Origin of the sequence: Pseudomonas sp. Irchel s3f10 (assembly GCF_900187515.1) — a bacterium.
In the GTDB taxonomy this organism is placed as follows: domain Bacteria; phylum Pseudomonadota; class Gammaproteobacteria; order Pseudomonadales; family Pseudomonadaceae; genus Aquipseudomonas; species Aquipseudomonas tensinigenes.
This window is the reverse complement of record NZ_FYDZ01000004.1, coordinates 176,596-193,964: the sequence shown is the minus strand read 5'-3', so window position 1 is coordinate 193,964 and position 17,369 is coordinate 176,596. Positions and strand designations below refer to the sequence as shown.

Annotated in this window: 19 protein-coding genes; 11 read left to right on the top strand and 8 right to left on the bottom strand. The window is 58.8% G+C overall.

Annotated elements, in window-relative coordinates; translation table 11 throughout:
- Positions 1-97 precede the first annotated feature (97 nt).
- Positions 98-1,936 carry a long-chain-acyl-CoA synthetase gene (locus CKW17_RS12300; protein ID WP_095120016.1) on the bottom strand — a complete coding sequence of 613 codons (1,839 nt, stop codon included), beginning with the start codon at positions 1,934-1,936 and terminating at the stop codon, positions 98-100.
- 390 nt (positions 1,937-2,326) lie between these two features.
- Here CKW17_RS12300 and CKW17_RS12295 point away from each other — a divergent pair, with 390 nt between their 5' ends.
- Entirely contained in the window at positions 2,327-2,605 is a 279-nt protein-coding gene (locus tag CKW17_RS12295) for a DUF3509 domain-containing protein (RefSeq protein WP_008080936.1), read from the top strand.
- 183 nt (positions 2,606-2,788) lie between these two features.
- On the opposite strand, the gene mtnC is transcribed toward CKW17_RS12295, so the two are convergent.
- From mtnC to aroC, 5 genes are all read right to left on the bottom strand, one after another.
- On the bottom strand, positions 2,789-3,472 hold the full coding sequence (mtnC, locus tag CKW17_RS12290) for an acireductone synthase (protein WP_095120015.1): 684 nt from the start codon (positions 3,470-3,472) through the stop codon (positions 2,789-2,791).
- A gap of 4 nt (positions 3,473-3,476) precedes the next feature.
- Positions 3,477-4,022: an acireductone dioxygenase gene (locus CKW17_RS12285; protein ID WP_007914042.1), complete on the bottom strand. Its 546-nt coding sequence runs from the start codon at positions 4,020-4,022 to the stop codon at positions 3,477-3,479.
- 94 nt (positions 4,023-4,116) lie between these two features.
- Positions 4,117-4,743 carry a methylthioribulose 1-phosphate dehydratase gene (locus tag CKW17_RS12280; RefSeq protein WP_095120014.1) on the bottom strand — a complete coding sequence of 209 codons (627 nt, stop codon included), beginning with the start codon at positions 4,741-4,743 and terminating at the stop codon, positions 4,117-4,119.
- The gene (locus tag CKW17_RS12275; protein ID WP_095120013.1) at positions 4,740-5,885 is read right to left on the bottom strand and encodes an MFS transporter; all 1,146 of its coding nucleotides are present in this window, start codon (positions 5,883-5,885) and stop codon (positions 4,740-4,742) included. Before CKW17_RS12275 ends, CKW17_RS12280 begins: the two co-directional genes overlap by 4 nt.
- A 31-nt stretch (positions 5,886-5,916) precedes the next feature.
- On the bottom strand, positions 5,917-7,008 hold the full coding sequence (gene aroC, locus CKW17_RS12270; RefSeq protein ID WP_007914036.1) for a chorismate synthase: 1,092 nt from the start codon (positions 7,006-7,008) through the stop codon (positions 5,917-5,919).
- 130 nt (positions 7,009-7,138) lie between these two features.
- Between aroC and CKW17_RS12265 the strand changes: the two genes are divergently transcribed.
- Together CKW17_RS12265 and CKW17_RS12260 are read left to right on the top strand one after the other, a co-directional pair.
- On the top strand, positions 7,139-8,092 hold the full coding sequence (locus CKW17_RS12265; protein WP_095120115.1) for an alpha/beta hydrolase: 954 nt from the start codon (positions 7,139-7,141) through the stop codon (positions 8,090-8,092).
- Positions 8,093-8,191: 99 nt separating this feature from the next.
- Positions 8,192-8,983: a hypothetical protein gene (locus CKW17_RS12260; protein ID WP_095120012.1), complete on the top strand. Its 792-nt coding sequence runs from the start codon at positions 8,192-8,194 to the stop codon at positions 8,981-8,983.
- A 93-nt stretch (positions 8,984-9,076) separates the two neighbouring features.
- Here CKW17_RS12260 and prmB read toward each other — a convergent pair whose 3' ends face one another.
- Entirely contained in the window at positions 9,077-9,985 is a 909-nt protein-coding gene (gene prmB, locus CKW17_RS12255) for a 50S ribosomal protein L3 N(5)-glutamine methyltransferase (RefSeq protein ID WP_007914027.1), read from the bottom strand.
- Positions 9,986-10,224: 239 nt separating this feature from the next.
- Between prmB and CKW17_RS12250 the strand changes: the two genes are divergently transcribed.
- The 5 genes from CKW17_RS12250 to CKW17_RS12230 all read left to right on the top strand — a co-directional run bounded on the left by CKW17_RS12250 (position 10,225) and on the right by CKW17_RS12230 (position 12,997).
- Complete coding sequence (locus tag CKW17_RS12250) at positions 10,225-10,815, top strand: cysteine hydrolase family protein (protein ID WP_007914026.1); 591 nt, start codon at positions 10,225-10,227, stop codon at positions 10,813-10,815.
- Positions 10,816-10,945: 130 nt separating this feature from the next.
- Positions 10,946-11,266, top strand: coding sequence for a hypothetical protein (locus CKW17_RS12245; protein WP_007914024.1), 321 nt, complete (start codon positions 10,946-10,948; stop codon positions 11,264-11,266).
- 74 nt (positions 11,267-11,340) lie between these two features.
- A complete protein-coding gene (locus tag CKW17_RS12240) occupies positions 11,341-11,898 on the top strand; it encodes a Smr/MutS family protein (RefSeq protein ID WP_038366959.1) in 558 nt (185 codons plus the stop codon).
- Between the two features lie 77 nt (positions 11,899-11,975).
- On the top strand, positions 11,976-12,521 hold the full coding sequence (gene folE / locus CKW17_RS12235) for a GTP cyclohydrolase I FolE (protein WP_003442011.1): 546 nt from the start codon (positions 11,976-11,978) through the stop codon (positions 12,519-12,521).
- 104 nt (positions 12,522-12,625) lie between these two features.
- Positions 12,626-12,997 (top strand): glutathione S-transferase N-terminal domain-containing protein, encoded by a 372-nt coding sequence (locus tag CKW17_RS12230; protein ID WP_095120114.1) that lies wholly within the window; start codon positions 12,626-12,628, stop codon positions 12,995-12,997.
- Between the two features lie 159 nt (positions 12,998-13,156).
- On the opposite strand, the gene CKW17_RS12225 is transcribed toward CKW17_RS12230, so the two are convergent.
- The gene (locus CKW17_RS12225) at positions 13,157-14,323 is read right to left on the bottom strand and encodes a PLP-dependent aminotransferase family protein (protein WP_095120011.1); all 1,167 of its coding nucleotides are present in this window, start codon (positions 14,321-14,323) and stop codon (positions 13,157-13,159) included.
- An 82-nt stretch (positions 14,324-14,405) separates the two neighbouring features.
- On the opposite strand from CKW17_RS12225, the gene CKW17_RS12220 reads away from it, so the two are divergent.
- The 3 genes from CKW17_RS12220 to CKW17_RS12210 all read left to right on the top strand — a co-directional run bounded on the left by CKW17_RS12220 (position 14,406) and on the right by CKW17_RS12210 (position 17,211).
- Positions 14,406-14,852, top strand: a complete 447-nt coding sequence (locus CKW17_RS12220; RefSeq protein WP_095120010.1) for a MarR family winged helix-turn-helix transcriptional regulator — start codon at positions 14,406-14,408, stop codon at positions 14,850-14,852.
- A gap of 290 nt (positions 14,853-15,142) precedes the next feature.
- Positions 15,143-16,492: an NCS2 family permease gene (locus CKW17_RS12215; RefSeq protein ID WP_007914003.1), complete on the top strand. Its 1,350-nt coding sequence runs from the start codon at positions 15,143-15,145 to the stop codon at positions 16,490-16,492.
- 89 nt (positions 16,493-16,581) lie between these two features.
- Entirely contained in the window at positions 16,582-17,211 is a 630-nt protein-coding gene (locus tag CKW17_RS12210; protein ID WP_095120009.1) for a LysE family translocator, read from the top strand.
- Positions 17,212-17,369: the final 158 nt, after the last annotated feature.

The window sequence follows — 17,369 nt, the reverse complement described above, 5'->3', positions numbered from 1 at the left end:
GGGGCAACTCCACTTTCGGTCAATCGGAAAGCCGACAGTTTCCCGAGCGCGACGGTGGCTGTCACCCCCTTTTTCTCAAGCCGTCTCATAGCCAGATTCAATAACGATGTTTGCCCTGATGAATTTCGGCCAATACGTCGTCAGTGACCCGAACATAAGTCTGCGTCCCGGGCAGCCAGGCGTAAATCGGGTCATCGCCCGTCTGGCCGGGGTCGAAGCCTTCATTTTTCAGGCGGGTTTTCTGATATTTGAAGGTGCCGGTGGTTTCCATCTTGACCTTCACTCGCAGGAACAACGGCACGGCATAGGCCGGCATACGCTCCCGGGCAAAGGTCAGCAACTCGGCGAAATCCAGCGTCGCAAGGGATTCGGCAGGCGTTATCGCCGCCATCCCGGCACGGCCGTTGGTATTGCGGATTTCCACGCCATAAGCCACTGCTTCGGAGATGTGTGGGTGTTGCAGCAACAGGTTTTCGACTTCAGTGGTCGAGACGTTTTCGCCCTTCCAGCGATACGTATCACCGAGGCGATCAACAAATTGCGCGTGACCAAAACCGATGTTGCGCAGCAGATCGCCAGTGTTGAAAAAACGATCGCCTTTGCTAAACACGTCGTGAAGGACAACTTTGGCGGTTTTTTGCGGATCGGTGTAACCGTCCAGCGGGGCTTTTTCGTCAATCCGCGCGAGTAAAAGGCCCTGCTCACCTTTGCCAACCTTGCTCATGAAACCGTCGGCGCTGCGCAGCGGTTCACCGCGGTCATGATCGTAGGCCACCAGCTCCCACGCCATCAGCGAGAAGCCAATGGTGTTGTCGAAGTTGAGGATGTTGGTGAAACCGATATTGCCGTCACTCGCCGCATACAGCTCGCAGATGTGCTCGACGGCGAAACGGGTCTTGAATTCGGCCCAGGCGCCGGGACGCAAGCCGTTGCCGATCATCTTGCGCACGTCGTGCCGACTGTCATCGGCGCTGGCCGGTTGATCGACCAGATAACGACACAACTCGCCGACATAACCGATGGTGGTCGCGCGATAACGACGCACGTCGTTCCAGAACTGGCTGGCGCTGAACTTGCGACGAATCGCGAAGCCCGAGGCGCCGTTGACTGCCGAGCCCCAGCACACGCAAAGACCGGTGGCGTGATACAGCGGCAAGGTGCAGTAGACGACATCGTCGGGGCCCATATTGAGGGCGATCATGCCGAAACTGGCGGAACTGCGCATCCAGCGACCATGTTTGAACACCCCGGCTTTCGGCAGGCCCGTGGTGCCCGAGGTGTATATGTAGAAACATGGATCGTCGAAAAACACCTGCTGGCTGCTCGGTGGATTCTCGCTGGAGGCATCGGCACTGGCGCTGATCAGATTGACGTAGCCTTCGGGCGCAATGCCCGGATGGCTATAGGTGTCCTGATCGGCGACAAACCAGGTGCGCGGCGCGGTAATCGCCACTTGCTCGCGAATCGCCGCATAAGCCGGAAGCAATTCTTCGCCGACCACAATCGCTACCGGCGCCACCAGATTCACGCTGTGGATCAGCGTGTCGCGAGTCTGTGAGGTATTGAGCAGCGCGCTGACCGCGCCGACCTTGGCCAGCGCCAGAATGGTCACCAGCAATTCCGGGCGGTTTTCAATAAACACCGCGACTACATCGCCCTTGCCGATGCCCTGCCCGTTCAGATAGTGCGCGATGCGGTTGGCCCACTGGTTGACCTGCGCATAGGTCAGCCGCACATCGCCCTGCAGTAACGCCGGGCCCTCGGGATTGCGCAGCGTCGCTTGTTCGAATGTCCAGCCAAGGCCACAGCTTTGGGTCGGATCCGTGACATTGGCGACCTTCATGCCCTTGACCACTCGCGGAATGGCTTTGGCAATCATCGGCAGTTTGCGGAGCATCATGCCCCAGGTAATCGTGTCGCTTGGCGCGTGGCTCATGAAAGCTCCCCGTCCGACCTTGGCGTGCAGGTCGATGTTTTTATTTTTCGGGCTTTGGCTTGAAGCAACCAGCGCACTCAAGCGCGGGTCGAGATCGAAAATACGTCAGCGCTTCTCGGGCTGTACACGCGGTTTTTGCAATGTTTTGTATCCGCTGATCGGCCGACGGCGGCGATGATCATCGGGTAAGCGATTGGTTCCGTTGTTTCGACAACGATCCCGCAAAATGCAGGATGCACGATGGCCATTCATGCAGTTTGCACGACGCCTGGAATTTTCATATTTTTTAACTCATTGATTTACAAGGAATTTATTATTTTCAAATGCTGGCACAATCGCTGCAACCTCCTCTGCATGCTTGCCATTCAAGTGCATACGGAGCTGAAAGACATGAGCCTGATCCAAGAAAAATTTACCTCCCTGTTCTCCAACTTCGACGTCACCACTGCGCCACGTCCCGATGGCGGGATCCTGCTGACCCTGCGCAGCAGCGACGGCAAAGTGTTCAAACGCGCACTGACCTATCAGCAACTGCATGCCGGCGACCAATTGTCGTGGGCGATCAGTGCAATTCGCCGCGACCTGGCTGAACAAGCCAGTGAACTGCCGCAAATTGCCATGCTGCAGAGCCAGCAGCGTTTTGCGCTGCCGACTTATCACTCGCTGTAACGCTTAAACCGCTTTAAACGAAACAGGCCGTGGAGCATGCGCTTCACGGCCTGTTTTTTTGTGCCTGACGCCAATCCCCTGTGGGAGCGAGCTTGCTCGCGAAAGCGGTGTGTCAGGGAGAAATTTTTTATCTGATATTCCGCCTTCGCGAGCAAGCTCGCTCCCACATTTGATTTGTGTGGGTTAGAAGGCTTCGGGTTCTATGCCGGTGAACGTGTCGACGGTGATGTGGCTGCCCAGCTCGCCGCCTTCACGGGCGAGGCCGCAGGTTTGCAGGCCGGCTGCTTGCGCGGCGTCGAGCTCTTCGACGATATCCGAGAGGAACAGGATTTCTTCGGGTTCGACGCCGATGGCTTGCTGAATATTGGTGTAGGACTGCGCCTCACGCTTGGGTCCCGACGTGGTGTCGAAATAACCACTGAACAGCGGCGTCAGATCCCCCGCCTCCGAGCAGCCGAAAATCAGCTTCTGCGCTTGGATCGATCCCGACGAGTACACAAACAGTTGATAACCCGCCGCGTGCCAGCGTTTTAGCGCTTCAACGGCATCCGGATAAACATGCCCTTTCAACTGCCCGGCGTGATAACCCTGGGCCCAGACCATGCCTTGCAAGGCCTTGAGCGGCGTGGCTTTGCGATCTTCTTCGATCCAGCTCAAGAGAATCTCGACAACCCGTTCAACATCGGCCTGCGGTGCGTTGCTGTCACGGCGCACGGCGTCGAGTTGCTCGGCGACATCGGCGCGTTCGGCGTTCTGGCGGACGAAATCCGGCAGATGCTTGGCCGCGTATGGAAACAGTACGTCGAAGACGAAACTCACCGCACTGGTAGTGCCTTCGATGTCCGTAACAATGGCTTTGATCGACATCGAATCAGTCCTCCAGGCGCGGGAAACGACCGGCGATGTCTTCGCCGGTGAAATTGGCAACCCAGCCTTCCGGGTTGTTGAACAGACGAATCGCCACGAAGTGCGGATGCTCGCCCATGTCGAACCAGTGTTTGGTACCGGCCGGCACCGAGATCAGATCATTCTTCTCACAGAGTACGGCGTAGACGTAATCATCGATGTGCAAGGTAAACAGGCCACGGCCGGCGACGAAAAATCTGACTTCGTCTTCGCCATGGCGATGTTCTTCGAGAAACTTGGCGCGCAATTCGGCTTTTTGCGGGTGATCGCTGTTCAGGCTGATGACGTCGACGGTGATGTAACCGCGTTCGGTCATCAACTTGTCGATCTGCTCTTTATAGGCGCTGATCACTTCTTCCTGGGTGGCGCCGGGCTGGATCTTTGCGGCGGCTTGCCAGCGGTCGAAGCGCACGCCCTGCTCGGCCAGGGTCGAGGCGATGTCTTCGAAATGGGTCAGCACCTTGTTCGGAATGTCGGGGCTGGAAACGTGATAGACGGACAGGCTGCTCATTGGGGCAATTCCTCGGTATCGGCCTTGCCGTCCGGTTCTTGCAGACCGGTCGGGCACAGCATTTCATCAGGCAAATGGGCTACTTCTGGTGAAGTCAGCCTTGGCGGTTCATGACGCTGCGGGTTTTCAACTCGCATTCAAACAGAAATTCAAAGGCCTCGATCTGCCGCAGCGCGTCGCTCATCTGCGCGCCCCAAGTGTAGAGGCCGTGGCCGCGAATCAGATAACCGACGCAATCGGGATGGGTGTCGAGCCAAGGCTGCACCTTGGCGGCGAGGCGCGCAATGTCCTGATCGTTGTCGAAAATCGGCACGCGCACCCGCGATTCGTGAGTCGAGATGCCGCTGAAGGCTTTCTGCAATTCGTAGTCTTCGAACTCGATAAAGTCTTGCGGGGTCAGGCGCGACAGCACCGTGGCATTCACCGAATGGGTGTGCAGCACTGCGCCGATCTCCGGCCGCCAGCTATACAGCTGGGTGTGCAGCAGGGTTTCCGCGGACGGCTTTTTGCCTGGCTCCAGGCTGTTGCCGGAAAGGTCGGTGGCGAGCACATCGTCCAGACCCAACTGGCCTTTGTGCTTGCCCGACACGGTCAGCAGCGCTTCGCTGGCCGACAGGCGCGTCGAATAATTGCTGCTGGTGGCCGGCGACCAGCCGCGACCATAAAGAAAGCGCCCGGCGTCGACGATTTGCTGGGCGAGTTGTTCACGCGTAAGGCTCATGGCCTGTCCTCTTGCATACGTGTGGCAATGATAACGGCAGCAGCGAGCGCCGCGAGACTGGCAATACTAAAGGTCAATGTCGCGCCGAGGGCATTCCAGCTGTAACCGGAATACAACGCGCCGAGCGCACCGCCGGTGCCGGCCAGTGCGGCGTACAACGCCTGGCCCTGCCCTTGCTGGCGCGCGCCGAAGCTACGTTGCACGAAGGCGATGGCAGCGGCGTGAAAACTGCCGAAGGTCGCCGCATGAAGCACCTGTGCAAACAAAAGCACCCACAGGAACTCGGCGAACGAACCTAGCAGCAACCAGCGCAGCGCCGCCAGCAGAAAACTTGCCATCAATACGCGGCGCAGGGAAAACCGCGCAAGAATCCGGCTCATCGCCATGAACATCAGCACTTCGGCGACCACACCCACGGCCCAGAGCATGCCGATCGTGCCGCGTGTGTAACCGAGTCGTTCCAGGTGCAAGGTCAGAAAGGTGTAATACGGGCCGTGGCTCGTTTGCATCAGCGCCACGCAGCCGTAAAAAGCCAGCACGCCGGGATTGCGCAGTTGCTTGAGGAAACCCTCGCCGCTCGGCCGATTGCCTTGCGGCGGTTGCGCATTCGGCACCCACAAACTGCTGAGGACTATGCCGGCCATGATCAGCACCAGCGCCGCCGGGTAGATGTCGAGGCTGAGCCATTCGAACAGGCGCCCCAGCGCCACCACGGTAATGATGAAACCGATCGAGCCCCACAAACGAATCTGGCTGTAACGCGAGGTCTGCCCCTGCAAATGCGCCAGCGTAATCACTTCAAATTGCGGCAACACCGCGTGCCAGAAAAACGCATGCAGCGCCATGACCATCGCCAGCCAGGCGTAGGTCTTGCTGACGAAAATCAGCGAAAACGTCAGCAGCGTGCACAGCGCGCCGAAGCGCACGATGGCCAGGCGTCTGCCGGTGTAATCGCCGAGCCAGCCCCAGATGTTCGGCGCCACACAGCGCATCAGCATCGGGATGGCGACCAGCTCACCGATCCGCGCCGGACTGAAGCCGAGGTGATCGAAGTACAGCGCCAGAAACGGCGCTGTCGAACCGAGCAAGGCGAAATAGAACAGATAGAAACTGGACAGCCGCCAGTAAGGGAGCGCCGCCACGGTTATGCCGCGACGGCTTTCAGGCCTGCCATCAAAGCTGACCCAGCACCGGCGTGCTCACGCGCACATCGGCGTTCTGGCCACGGTGACGCAGCAAGTGATCCATCAGCACGATGGCCATCATCGCTTCGGCAATCGGCGTGGCGCGGATGCCGACGCACGGGTCGTGACGGCCCTTGGTGATCACATCGACCGGATTGCCGTGGATATCGATCGAACGGCCCGGGGTGGTGATGCTCGACGTCGGCTTCAGCGCCAAATGGGCAACGATCGGCTGACCGGAGGAAATACCGCCAAGGATGCCGCCCGCGTTGTTGCTGAGGAAACCTTCCGGAGTCATTTCATCGCGATGTTCGGTGCCGCGCTGGGCAACCGAAGCGAAACCGGCGCCGATTTCCACGCCTTTGACGGCATTGATGCTCATCAGCGCATGCGCCAGTTCAGCGTCGAGACGATCGAAAATCGGCTCGCCCAGACCGGGCATCACGCCTTCGGCAACGACGGTGATTTTTGCGCCGACCGAGTCTTGGTCGCGGCGCAATTGGTCCATGTAGGCCTCCAGCTCAGGGACTTTGTCCGGATCCGGGCTGAAGAAGGCGTTCTCTTCCACCGAATCCCAGGTCTTGAACGGGATTTCGATCGGGCCGAGCTGGCTCATGTAGCCACGGATGACGATGCCTTGGGTTGCCAGGTATTTCTTGGCAATCGCACCGGCCGCCACGCGCATCGCGGTTTCGCGCGCCGAGCTGCGGCCACCGCCACGGTAATCGCGCTCGCCATACTTATGGTGGTAGGTGTAATCGGCGTGGGCCGGGCGGAACAGATCCTTGATCGCCGAGTAGTCCTTGGACTTCTGGTCAGTGTTGCGGATCAGCAGGCCGATCGAGCAACCGGTGGTGCGCCCTTCGAACACGCCAGAGAGGATTTCGACTTCGTCGGCTTCCTGGCGCTGGGTGGTGTGGCGGCTGGTGCCGGGCTTGCGGCGATCGAGGTCGCGCTGCAGGTCTTCGAGGGAGATCTCCAGGCCCGGCGGGCAGCCGTCGACAATGGCGACCAACGCCGGACCATGGCTTTCGCCAGCGGTGGTGACAGTGAACAACTTGCCGTAGGTATTGCCGGACATGCAGGACGCTCCGTGAAATCAAACCCAAATTCGTGATGCGCGCCAGTATACGCAGGCTAACCGAGTAGTTCATCCTCGAACCTTAGTGGTGCTGGCGAGTCCAACCGGCACCTTGGCGAATGATGGCGTGATGATGCTGCGAGTTTTGATCTTGAGTCTTACCCTCTTTACGGGCTTTGCCCAAGCGACGGTCCTACAACGCCCGGTTACTTTGGATACCGGCACCGGCGAACTTTTCGGTTCGCTGCTGCTGCCAAAGTCTGACAACCCGGTGCCGGTTGTCCTGATTATTTCTGGCTCGGGTCCTACGGATCGCGACGGAAACAACCCCGACGGCGGGCGCAACGACAGCCTCAAGCGCCTGGCCTGGGTGCTGGCTAAACACAATATCGCCAGCGTGCGTTATGACAAACGCGGGGTGGCTGCGAGCCTGGCGGCGACGCCGGATGAGCGCAATTTGTCGGTGGAAGCCTACGCGGCGGACGCGGTGGCGTGGGGGCAGAAGCTCAAAGCCGACCCGCGTTTCGGCAAATTGATCCTGCTCGGCCACAGTGAAGGCGCGCTGATTGCCAGCCTCGCCGCGCCGAAAGTCGATGCGGCGGCGGTGATTTCCCTGTCCGGCAGCGCCCGCCCGGTCGATCAGGTGATCCGCGAACAACTGGCCCGCAGCCTGCCGCCACCGCTGATGCTGCGCAGCAATGAATTGCTCGATAGCCTCAAGGCTGGCCACACCGATGACAATGTGCCGCAACCGTTGCAGGTGATTTTCCGCCCGAGCGTGCAGCCGTATCTGATTTCGCTGTTCCGTCAGGACCCGGCGAAAGCCTTCGCGCAACTGCAGATGCCGGCGCTGATCGTTCAGGGCAGCAACGACATGCAGGTCGGCGTTGGCGATGCGCAAGCGCTAAAGGCCGCCAAACCCGACGCCGAACTGGCGGTGATCGACGGCATGAACCACGTCATGCGCATCGTCCACAACGATATGAAGCGGCAATTGGCTTCGTACAAGGATCCAAATTTGCCACTGGCGGCGGAACTCGGCGCGAAGATCATTGAGTTTATTGACGGACTTCGCGCCAGTTAAGCGTTGTTTGCCCTCTAGTCCTGCAAAAAACGGCCGATAAGCCTTTGTCGCCAGCGCAACGGCTGGCGACAAGCAGGGCTTGGACAGGATCTCGCCGTTATGACTGATACCCAGACTTCACCCGACACCACCGCTGAAAAAGACGCACCGCCAGCGGTCGAGCTGCCGTGGGCGGATGTCCACGTCGAGCACCACAAGATGCTCCGCCTGGCCCCGCTGCAAACCGACCGCAACACCGGCGGACGCCCCTTGCGCTTCGTCGAATTCGGCTATGCCGAGCGCAACAGCAAAGAAAAAAGCCTGATGCGCATGACGATCAAACTGCCCGGCCAGCGTGTGCGCAAAGAGCAGAATCAGCTGGACGTGTGGGTCGATCACACCACCAAGCGTGTGCACTTCGGCCCCGACAGCGGCTTGCAGATCGAACCGATGAACCGTGGCATCGGCCGTTACATGGCCGCGCAAGGCATCAATTGGGCGAAAAAGCGTTGGCCGACCTACACCGTCGACGGCATGGACTTGAACAACAAGGATGCGCTGAACGAAGACACGCGCCTGCGTCGCGATCATTTCCTGCGCGTGCACGGGTTTGATGTGGTGTACGCCGATGCCCAGCATTTGAAGGGTAGCGTCAAGGAAGTGCAGGTTGGCGATTTGCTAGGTGACTGGAACAGCGAAAAGCTGCAGATCGTCGAAATTCTTGAAGCGGCGCAGATGCTTCAGCAGGCCGAGCAGAATCTGGCCGAGCAGGAAGTGAAGCTGAAGAAGCAGGAAGACAAGGTCAGCAAGTTCAAGCGTGAAGACGCTGGGCTGCGTTTCACCATTACCTGTCTGGTGGCGTTTGCGGTGTTTCAGGCGGGGTTGTTGATCTGGATCGCCACACACCGGTAGATCAAAAGATCGCAGCCTTCGGCAGCTCCTACACTGGAATGCGGTAATCCCTGTAGGAGCTGCCGAAGGCTGCGATCTTTTGCTTTTAACGGGTCAGACGCGGGAAGCGAACAACGCCTGATGATCGCGGCACTGCTCCGCCGTCAGCATGAACACGCCATGCCCGCCGCGCTCGAATTCGAGCCAGGCGAAATCGACTTCCGGGTACAGCGCGTCAACGTGTACCTGACTGTTGCCCACTTCAACGATCAACAAGCCCTTCTCGGTCAGATGATCGGCCGCTTCAGCCAGCATGCGTCGAACCAGATTCAGACCATCATCGCCACAGGCCAGACCCAGCTCGGGCTCATGCTGATATTCGTCCGGCATGTCAGCGAAATCTTCCGCATCCACGTAAGGCGGGTTCGACACGATCAGGTCGAAACGCTGACCCGGCAAACCATCGAAACCATCACCCTGAACGGTGTAAACGCGCTCATCGACGCCATGACGCTCGATGTTCTGGTTGGCCACTTCCAGCGCTTCGAACGACAGATCCGCCAGCACCACTTCGGCGTTCTGGAACTCGTAGGCGCAGGCGATACCGATGCAACCGGAACCGGTGCACAGGTCGAGAATGCGCGCAGGTTCGGTGCCGATCCACGGGGCGAAGTGGTTTTCGATCAGTTCGCCAATCGGTGAACGCGGGATCAACACACGCTCATCGACGATAAACGACATGCCGCAGAACCACGCTTCACCCAACAGGTAAGCGGTGGGAATGCGCTCTTCGATACGGCGCTTGAGCAAACGCTGCAAATTGACCAGCTCATCGTCTTCCAGCGCGCAATCGAGGTAGCTGTCGGCGATTTCCCACGGCAGGTGCAAAGCGCCGAGCACCAGTTGCCGCGCTTCGTCCCAGGCATTGTCGGTGCCATGGCCGAAAAACAGATCCTCCCCATGGAAGCGGCTGACGGCCCAACGGATGTGGTCGCGCAGGGTACGAAGTCGGGAAGTGATCACGGGGCAGAACTCCAGAAAAAACGACTGGCGATTCTACCAGCCAAAACGCCTGACGACGACGCAGGAAAAACATCGCAGCGACGGTAGGAGTTTTCTGTTTTTTGCATCAGCTATTGAACAGAACGTGTAACTTGACAAGGCTGCAGGCCAATAACGACGGTGCCTACGATGGTAGCGATTCACAGAACCGCTCAGCCAGAGGACAATGTCGCAAAAGCCCCACCCCAAGGAGCCCCAGAATGTCCGTTCCAAAAACGATGTTTCAACTCAGCGGTCGCGGTTATGCAGCGGCCACACTGAGCCATGCCACCGTGGTCATCATCGATGCCCAGAAAGAGTATCTCAGTGGCCCGCTGGCCCTGAGCGGCATGGACGCGGCCGTCGCGAACATCAAACAAGTGGTTGCCGCAGCCCGTGCAGCCGGTCGGCCGATCGTGCACGTGCGTCACCTCGGCACCGTCGGTGGCCTGTTCGACCCGCAGGGCGAACGCGGCGAATTCATCCCCGGCCTTGAGCCACAAGGTGATGAAACCATTATTGGCAAACTGCTGCCGAGCGCGTTCCACGGCACCGAGCTGCTCGATCGTTTGCAAAACCTTGGCTCGCTGGACTTGATCGTCTGCGGTTTCATGAGCCATTCCAGCGTCAGCACCACCGTACGTGCAGCGAAGAACCTGGGCTTCCGTTGCACTCTGGTGGAAGACGCCTGCGCCACCCGCGACTTGCCGTTCAAGGGCCGCGTGCTCAGCGCCGCCGTGGTGCAGGAAGCCGAAATGGCGATCATGGCGGACAATTTCGCCACGCTGGCATTGACGCAAGACCTGATCTGATCGGCTCTGATGGGCGGCTCGCGGCGCCGCTCATCTGCAAAATCCTCTCATTTGCCGCAAATGCCATAGCCTCAGGAACAACCCGGTCAACTCCCGGTCGAAGGGCCGATACCCATTGAGGAAGGTCGGAATGAAGTTATCCGATGGATTTGACGCACGCCGCTTGCGGCCCAAAGGCCAAAGCAACTGGCGTTTTCGATTCGGCGCAGCGATCGCCGCCATTCTGGCGACGTTCGGCGTGCTGCTGGCGATGGCCGGGGCGGCCAGCCTGCTCGGACGCCCGCCGGCGCTCGGTGACTTGAACGCTACGCCGATGGGCTCGGCAATCATTCTGGCGGTCGGTTTGCTGTTTCTGTATTTCGGTGTCGCCCTGTGGCGCCGCTGCCGCCGTCGCGCACGGCAATCGCGGGAACTGAACATGTCCCCGCACCTGATGAAAAAACACGACTGACTCACCGGCCTGGCTTTTTGCCGGGCCGTTTTGTTTCGACTTGGGTAAACTGGCCGCCCTTCGCGGAGGCTGACATGCAAGACGACGATTTTTCCCTGTTCAAAAGTGCGATCCAAGGCGTCAAGCCGATCAAGCACGACCGCGCCGACACCGGCAAACCCAAGGCTGACCGCGCACAGATCGCCAAGCTGCGCCAGTCCGCCACCGTGCGCACCGACACCGCTACCGTTGATGGCCTGTCCGATCAGTTCGTGATTGATGTCGGCCCGGAAGACGAGTTGATGTGGTCCCGTGACGGCGTGCAGGAAAGTCAGATGCGCAAGCTCAAGGTCGGCCAGATTCCGTTCGAAGGCAGCCTCGACCTGCACGGCATGAGCGTGGAAAAGGCCCGCGAAACGCTCTGGGCGTTCCTCGCCGAAGCGACCAAATTCGAAATCCGCTGCGTGCGCGTCACCCACGGCAAGGCTGTGCGCCTGGACGGCAAGCGGCCGATGATCAAAAGCCACGTCAACACCTGGCTGCGTCAACATGCGCAGGTCCTGGGTTTCTGCTCGTGCCAGGCCAAACACGGCGGGGCCGGTGCGGTTTACGTGATGCTTAAACGCACCATGATGGAAGGTCGCGACGAATAATCGCGTTACACCGAACTTGCAGGGTTGTGTCCGCCACCGTACCCTTGCCCTTTGCGAAAATCCCCACAGGTAGTTTCATGTCCCTGGAACAGAATTACACCGCGATTCTCGGCCAATTGGGCGAGGACGTGTCCCGCGAGGGCCTGCTCGACACGCCAAAGCGTGCCGCCAAAGCCATGCAGTACCTCTGCCGCGGTTATGAACAGACGCTCGAAGAGGTCACCAACGGTGCCCTGTTCAGCTCCGACAACAGCGAAATGGTGCTGGTCAAGGACATCGAGTTGTACTCGTTGTGCGAACATCACCTGCTGCCGTTCATCGGCAAGGCGCACGTTGCGTACATCCCGAGCGGCAAAGTGCTGGGGCTGTCGAAGGTCGCGCGGATCGTTGATATGTACGCCCGCCGCTTGCAGATTCAGGAAAACCTCAGCCGGCAGATCGCCGATGCAGTGATGCAAGTCACCGGCGCGCTGGGCGTAGCCGTGGTGATCGAGGCCAAGCACATGTGCATGATGATGCGCGGTGTCGAGAAGCAGAATTCGTCGATGATCACCTCGGTGATGCTCGGTGAGTTCCGCGAAAACGCCGCGACTCGCAGCGAGTTTCTCAGCCTGATCAAGTAATTTGCTGCACGAAGAAAACCGGCATTCATCGCCGGTTTTTTTTCGCCCGTGAAAAATCGGGTAAGCTGCGCGACTTTCTTTATTTGCACCGTGAGGCTTTCAACGTGTTCGTCAAAGCGCTTCGTGTCGGCCTCGGCCAACTGGTTATCTTCATCGACTTCATTACCCGTCCGGGCAAGAAACAGCGCCCTGCCGAAACTCAGGCCCAGGTCAATGCCGCCGCGCAAGGCCTGACCCTGTATCAGTTCCATGCTTGCCCGTTCTGCGTGAAAACTCGCCGTACTCTGCGTCGTTTGAATGTGCCGGTGGCGCTGAAGGATGCGAAGAACAACGAGCAGGATCGTCAGGCCCTGCTGGAACAGGGTGGCCGAATCAAGGTGCCTTGCCTGCGCATTGAAGAGAATGGCCAGACAACCTGGATGTATGAGTCCAAGGTGATTATTGATTATCTGGATAAGCGGTTTGCTGCGGTCTGATGTTTCTGTATTGGGGCTGATGGCCCCTTCGCGAGCAGGCTCACTCCTACACTTGGAATGCGTTCCCTTGTAGGAGTGAGCCTGCTCGCGATGAGGCCATTCCAGGCACCAAAAATCCCAGTCAAAAATAAACCGGCCCTCGAGCCGGTTTATTTGTTTTCAGGCCGCTTTATCCAGCTGCGCCTGGCGCACCACCGCCGCCAGTCGCTTCAACCCTTCATCCAGCCGCGCCGGATCGATATGGCTGAAATTCAGGCGCAAATGCCCGTGATGCTTATCCGGATCCGGGAAAAACGGCTCGCCCGGCATGAACGCCACATCATTGGCCAACGCCTCGTTAAGCAACGTTCGCGTATCCAGCGGTTGCTTCAACGTCAGCCAGAAAAACAGCCCACCCTGTGGCATGTTCCACTCGGCCAGATCGGCAAAATGCCTTTCCAATGCTGTTTGAAAAGCGTCGCGCCGCTGCCGATAGAAGCCGCGCAACTCACTCAAATGCTGCTGATACTTTTCAGTACCAATCCACTGCAACGCCTGCCATTGGCCGATGCGATTAGTGTGCAGATCCGCCGATTGCTTGAGTTTGAGCAAGTGCGGAAAAAGATCGGGACTGGCGATCAGATAGCCGACACGCAAACCCGGCAGCAAGGTTTTCGACACGGTGCCGGTGTAGATCCAGCTGGATTTCTGCAGGCGCCCGGCAATCGGCTTGGCGCTGCCGCCATCGAAAGTCAGTTCACGGTAAGGCTCATCTTCGATCAGCGTGACGCCAAACTCGTCGAGCAACGCCGCTACCGCTGCACGTTTTTCTTCGCTATAGCGCACGGCGGACGGGTTCTGGAACGTTGGAATCAGGTAGATAAACACCGGGTGATGTTGCTCCAAACGCTCGCGCAATTGCGCCAGATTCGGGCCGTCGGCTTCTTGCGGCACGGTCAGGCAATCGGCGCCAAACAACTGGAAAATCTGCAATGCGGCGAGATAGGTCGGCGCCTCCAGCAAAATTTCCGTGCCCTTGTCGATGTATAGCTTGGCCGCCAGATCAAGGGTCTGCTGGGAACCACTGACCACCAAAACTTGACCCGCCTCGCATTCCAGGCCAAGCGCCCTCGCCTCCGCCGCCAACGCTTCGCGCAACGCTGGTTCGCCTTCGCTCATGCCGTATTGGCCGAGCGCCAGCGGCATGTCCGCCCATTCGACTTTCGGCAGCATGGCTTCGGCGGGCAAGCCGCCAGCGAACGACATCACCTCCGGACGCTGGGCGGCGGCGAGGATTTCACGGATCAAAGAACTTTTAAGGCGCGAGACACGTTCGGAAAAAGCCATGGCGGTCACCGGTAGCAAGGGGTGCGAAAAATGAGTCAAACTGGTTGACTGAAATTACGACAGCTTGAGTGAGTACGTCAACATGCTTGACCTTAAAAACCCTGCAAGCCAACAACAGGCGATGGAAGCGTTTTTCTTCGGCTATCAGGCCTTCACCGCCAAGGCTGATGAAATGCTCGAGCGCCGTGGGCTGTCGCGGGTGCATCAGCGCATTGTGTTTTTCATCGCGCGATACCCGAATTTGAGCGTGAAGGAATTGTTGGGATTACTCGGCGTAAGCAAACAGGCGTTGAACATGCCGTTGCGGCAGTTGCAGGAAATGCATCTGGTGGACAGCGTGGCGTCCGAGGCTGACAAGCGTAAGCGGCTGCTGGAGTTGACGGCGGAAGGTGCGAAATTTGAGCAGGCGTTGCGGCGTGAGCAGGTGAAATTGCTGGAGCGGGTGTTTGCCGAGGCTGGGGAGGCGGCGGTGAATGGCTGGTTGGCGGTGAATCTGGCATTGGGGAAAAGTCAGACACATCTCGACTGACAGGTGCGCCCTCTTCGCGAGCAGGCTCGCTCCCACATAAGAGCGCATTTCCCTGTGGGAGCGAGCCTGCTCGCGAAGGGGCCAGTACAGCCGATATATCCCTATCGACGGAACTTTCGTAAACAAAAACAAAAACAATATTTGCTTTATTTGTACACAAAAGCATAATCCACAGCGTGCGAGTTCCTGACCGCATGGTCAACAAATTCGCGTATGCCTCAAAGGGTCGCTGCCACCCCTCATGGGTCCGGCCCTGGAAATAACAATAAAACTCTTGAGGAGTACTCGCTGTGGAAAGCCGCAAATCCGAAGCATCGACGCTGGACCTCTCGCCACCATTACGCAGTGGTCTGCTGGAACGTCTGTTTAAACTCAGCTTGCACGGCACCACGGTGAAGACCGAGTTGATTGCCGGTCTGACAACCTTCATCACCATGGCTTACATCATCTTCGTCAACCCGAACATCATGGCCGATGCCGGGATTGACCACGGTGCAGCCTTCGTCGCCACCTGTATCGCCGCTGCACTGGGCTGCCTGTTGATGGGCCTGTACGCCAACTGGCCGGTGGGTCTGGCGCCGGGCATGGGCCTCAATGCGTTTTTCACGTACACCGTGGTCGGCACCATGGGCTACAACTGGGAAACTGCGCTGGGCGCGGTGTTCGTCTCGGGTGTGCTGTTCATGATTCTGACTTTCTCGCGGATTCGTGAGTGGTTGCTCAACAGCATTCCGGTCAGCCTGCGCTTTGCGATGGGTGCCGGTGTCGGTCTGTTCCTTGGCCTGATCGGCCTGAAAACCGCCGGCATCGTCGTCGATAGTCCGGCGACGCTGATCAAACTCGGCTCCCTGCGTGAACCTGGTCCGCTGCTCGCGGCCATCTGCTTTCTGATGATCGCGATCCTCAGTTATCACCGTGTCTTCGGCGCAATCCTCATCAGCATCATCACCGTGACCCTGGCCGGTTGGGGCCTGGGTATCGTGCATTACGAAGGGATCATGTCGACTCCGCCGAGCCTGGCCCCGACGTTCATGGCCATGAATGTTGCCGGCGTGTTCAACGTCAGCATGATCAGCGTGGTCCTGGCCTTCCTCTTTGTGCACATGTTCGACACCGCCGGCACCCTGATGGGCGTTGCCCAGCGCGCCAATCTGGTCAACGCTGACGGCCGTATCGAAAACCTCTCCCGGGCGATGAAAGCCGACAGTGCGTCCAGCGTATTCGGCGCCGTGGTCGGTGTTCCACCTGTCACCAGCTATGTAGAAAGTGCTGCCGGCGTAGCCGCTGGTGGTCGGACTGGTCTTACCGCAGTCACCGTAGGTGTGCTATTTATAGCGGCAATGTTTTTCGCACCGCTGGCCGGCATGATTCCCGCTTACGCCACCGCCGGTGCACTGATCTACGTGGCGATGCTGATGATGGGCGGCATGGCCCACATCGAATGGGACGAAGCCACTGACGCCATCCCGGCCATCGTCACCGCGATCATGATGCCACTGACCTTCTCGGTCGCCGACGGCATCGCGCTGGGCTTCATCACCTATGTGGCGTTGAAGGCCGGTACCGGCAAGTACAAGGAAATTTCCGTCAGCCTGTGGGTGCTCTGCGCGATTTTCATCGCCAAGTTCATCTTCTTGTAAGCGGCCCGCGGTTCAAGCTTCAAAACGGCCTCACCCTCGCGGGTGGGGCTTTTGCACATTCTCGATACCAACAAAAAAGGAGGAAAGTGATGAGTCTGGAAACCTGGCTGCTGTTCAGCGGCGCTGCATTGGTGGTGATCCTCATTCCGGGGCCACTGTCACTGCTGATGATCAGCAACAGTCTGAATTACGGTTTGCGCCGTTCTTACCCGGCGTTTCTTGGCGGGGTAACAGCATCGATCTGCTTGCTCAGTGCCTCGGCGCTGGGCCTGGGCGCGCTACTGCTGGCATCGGAACAGCTGTTCAGCGCCCTTAAGATTGTCGGCGCTCTTTACTTGTTCCACCTCGCCTGGCAGAGCTGGCAGCAATCGCGCCAGCCATCGACGGGGGCCGAAGTCCCGCAAACAGCGGCCGTACCACGCTTCCGCGCACTGTTCGGGCGCGCCTTCGTGCTAGGTGCAAGCAATCCGAAAGACATCCTGTTCTTCGCCGCCTTCCTGCCCCAATTTCTCAACGCCGAGCAACCATTCCTGTCGCAGTTACTGGTCATGATCGCTACCTGGACCGTGCTGGATCTGCTGTGCAAGCTGGCATACGGCCTTGGCGCCCATGGCGCAGCACGCTACTTGCGTAGCGGCAAAGGACAAAGTTGGTTCAACCGGATCAGCGCCGGTTTGTTTGGTGGAGCAGGCGCCGCGTCTTTGCTCAGCAGCCATTGATTGAAATAAACCCGTGCATTGAACAACCGCCAATGACAACCACCCTGAGCATTTAAATATGCAGGGTGGTTTCTCATCCCCGGTACGGCGTAGCGGCATTAATTGCCCGGCCTGACTAGCGCCCAATCGTAATACATCGCAATACCCCATCGATGTAC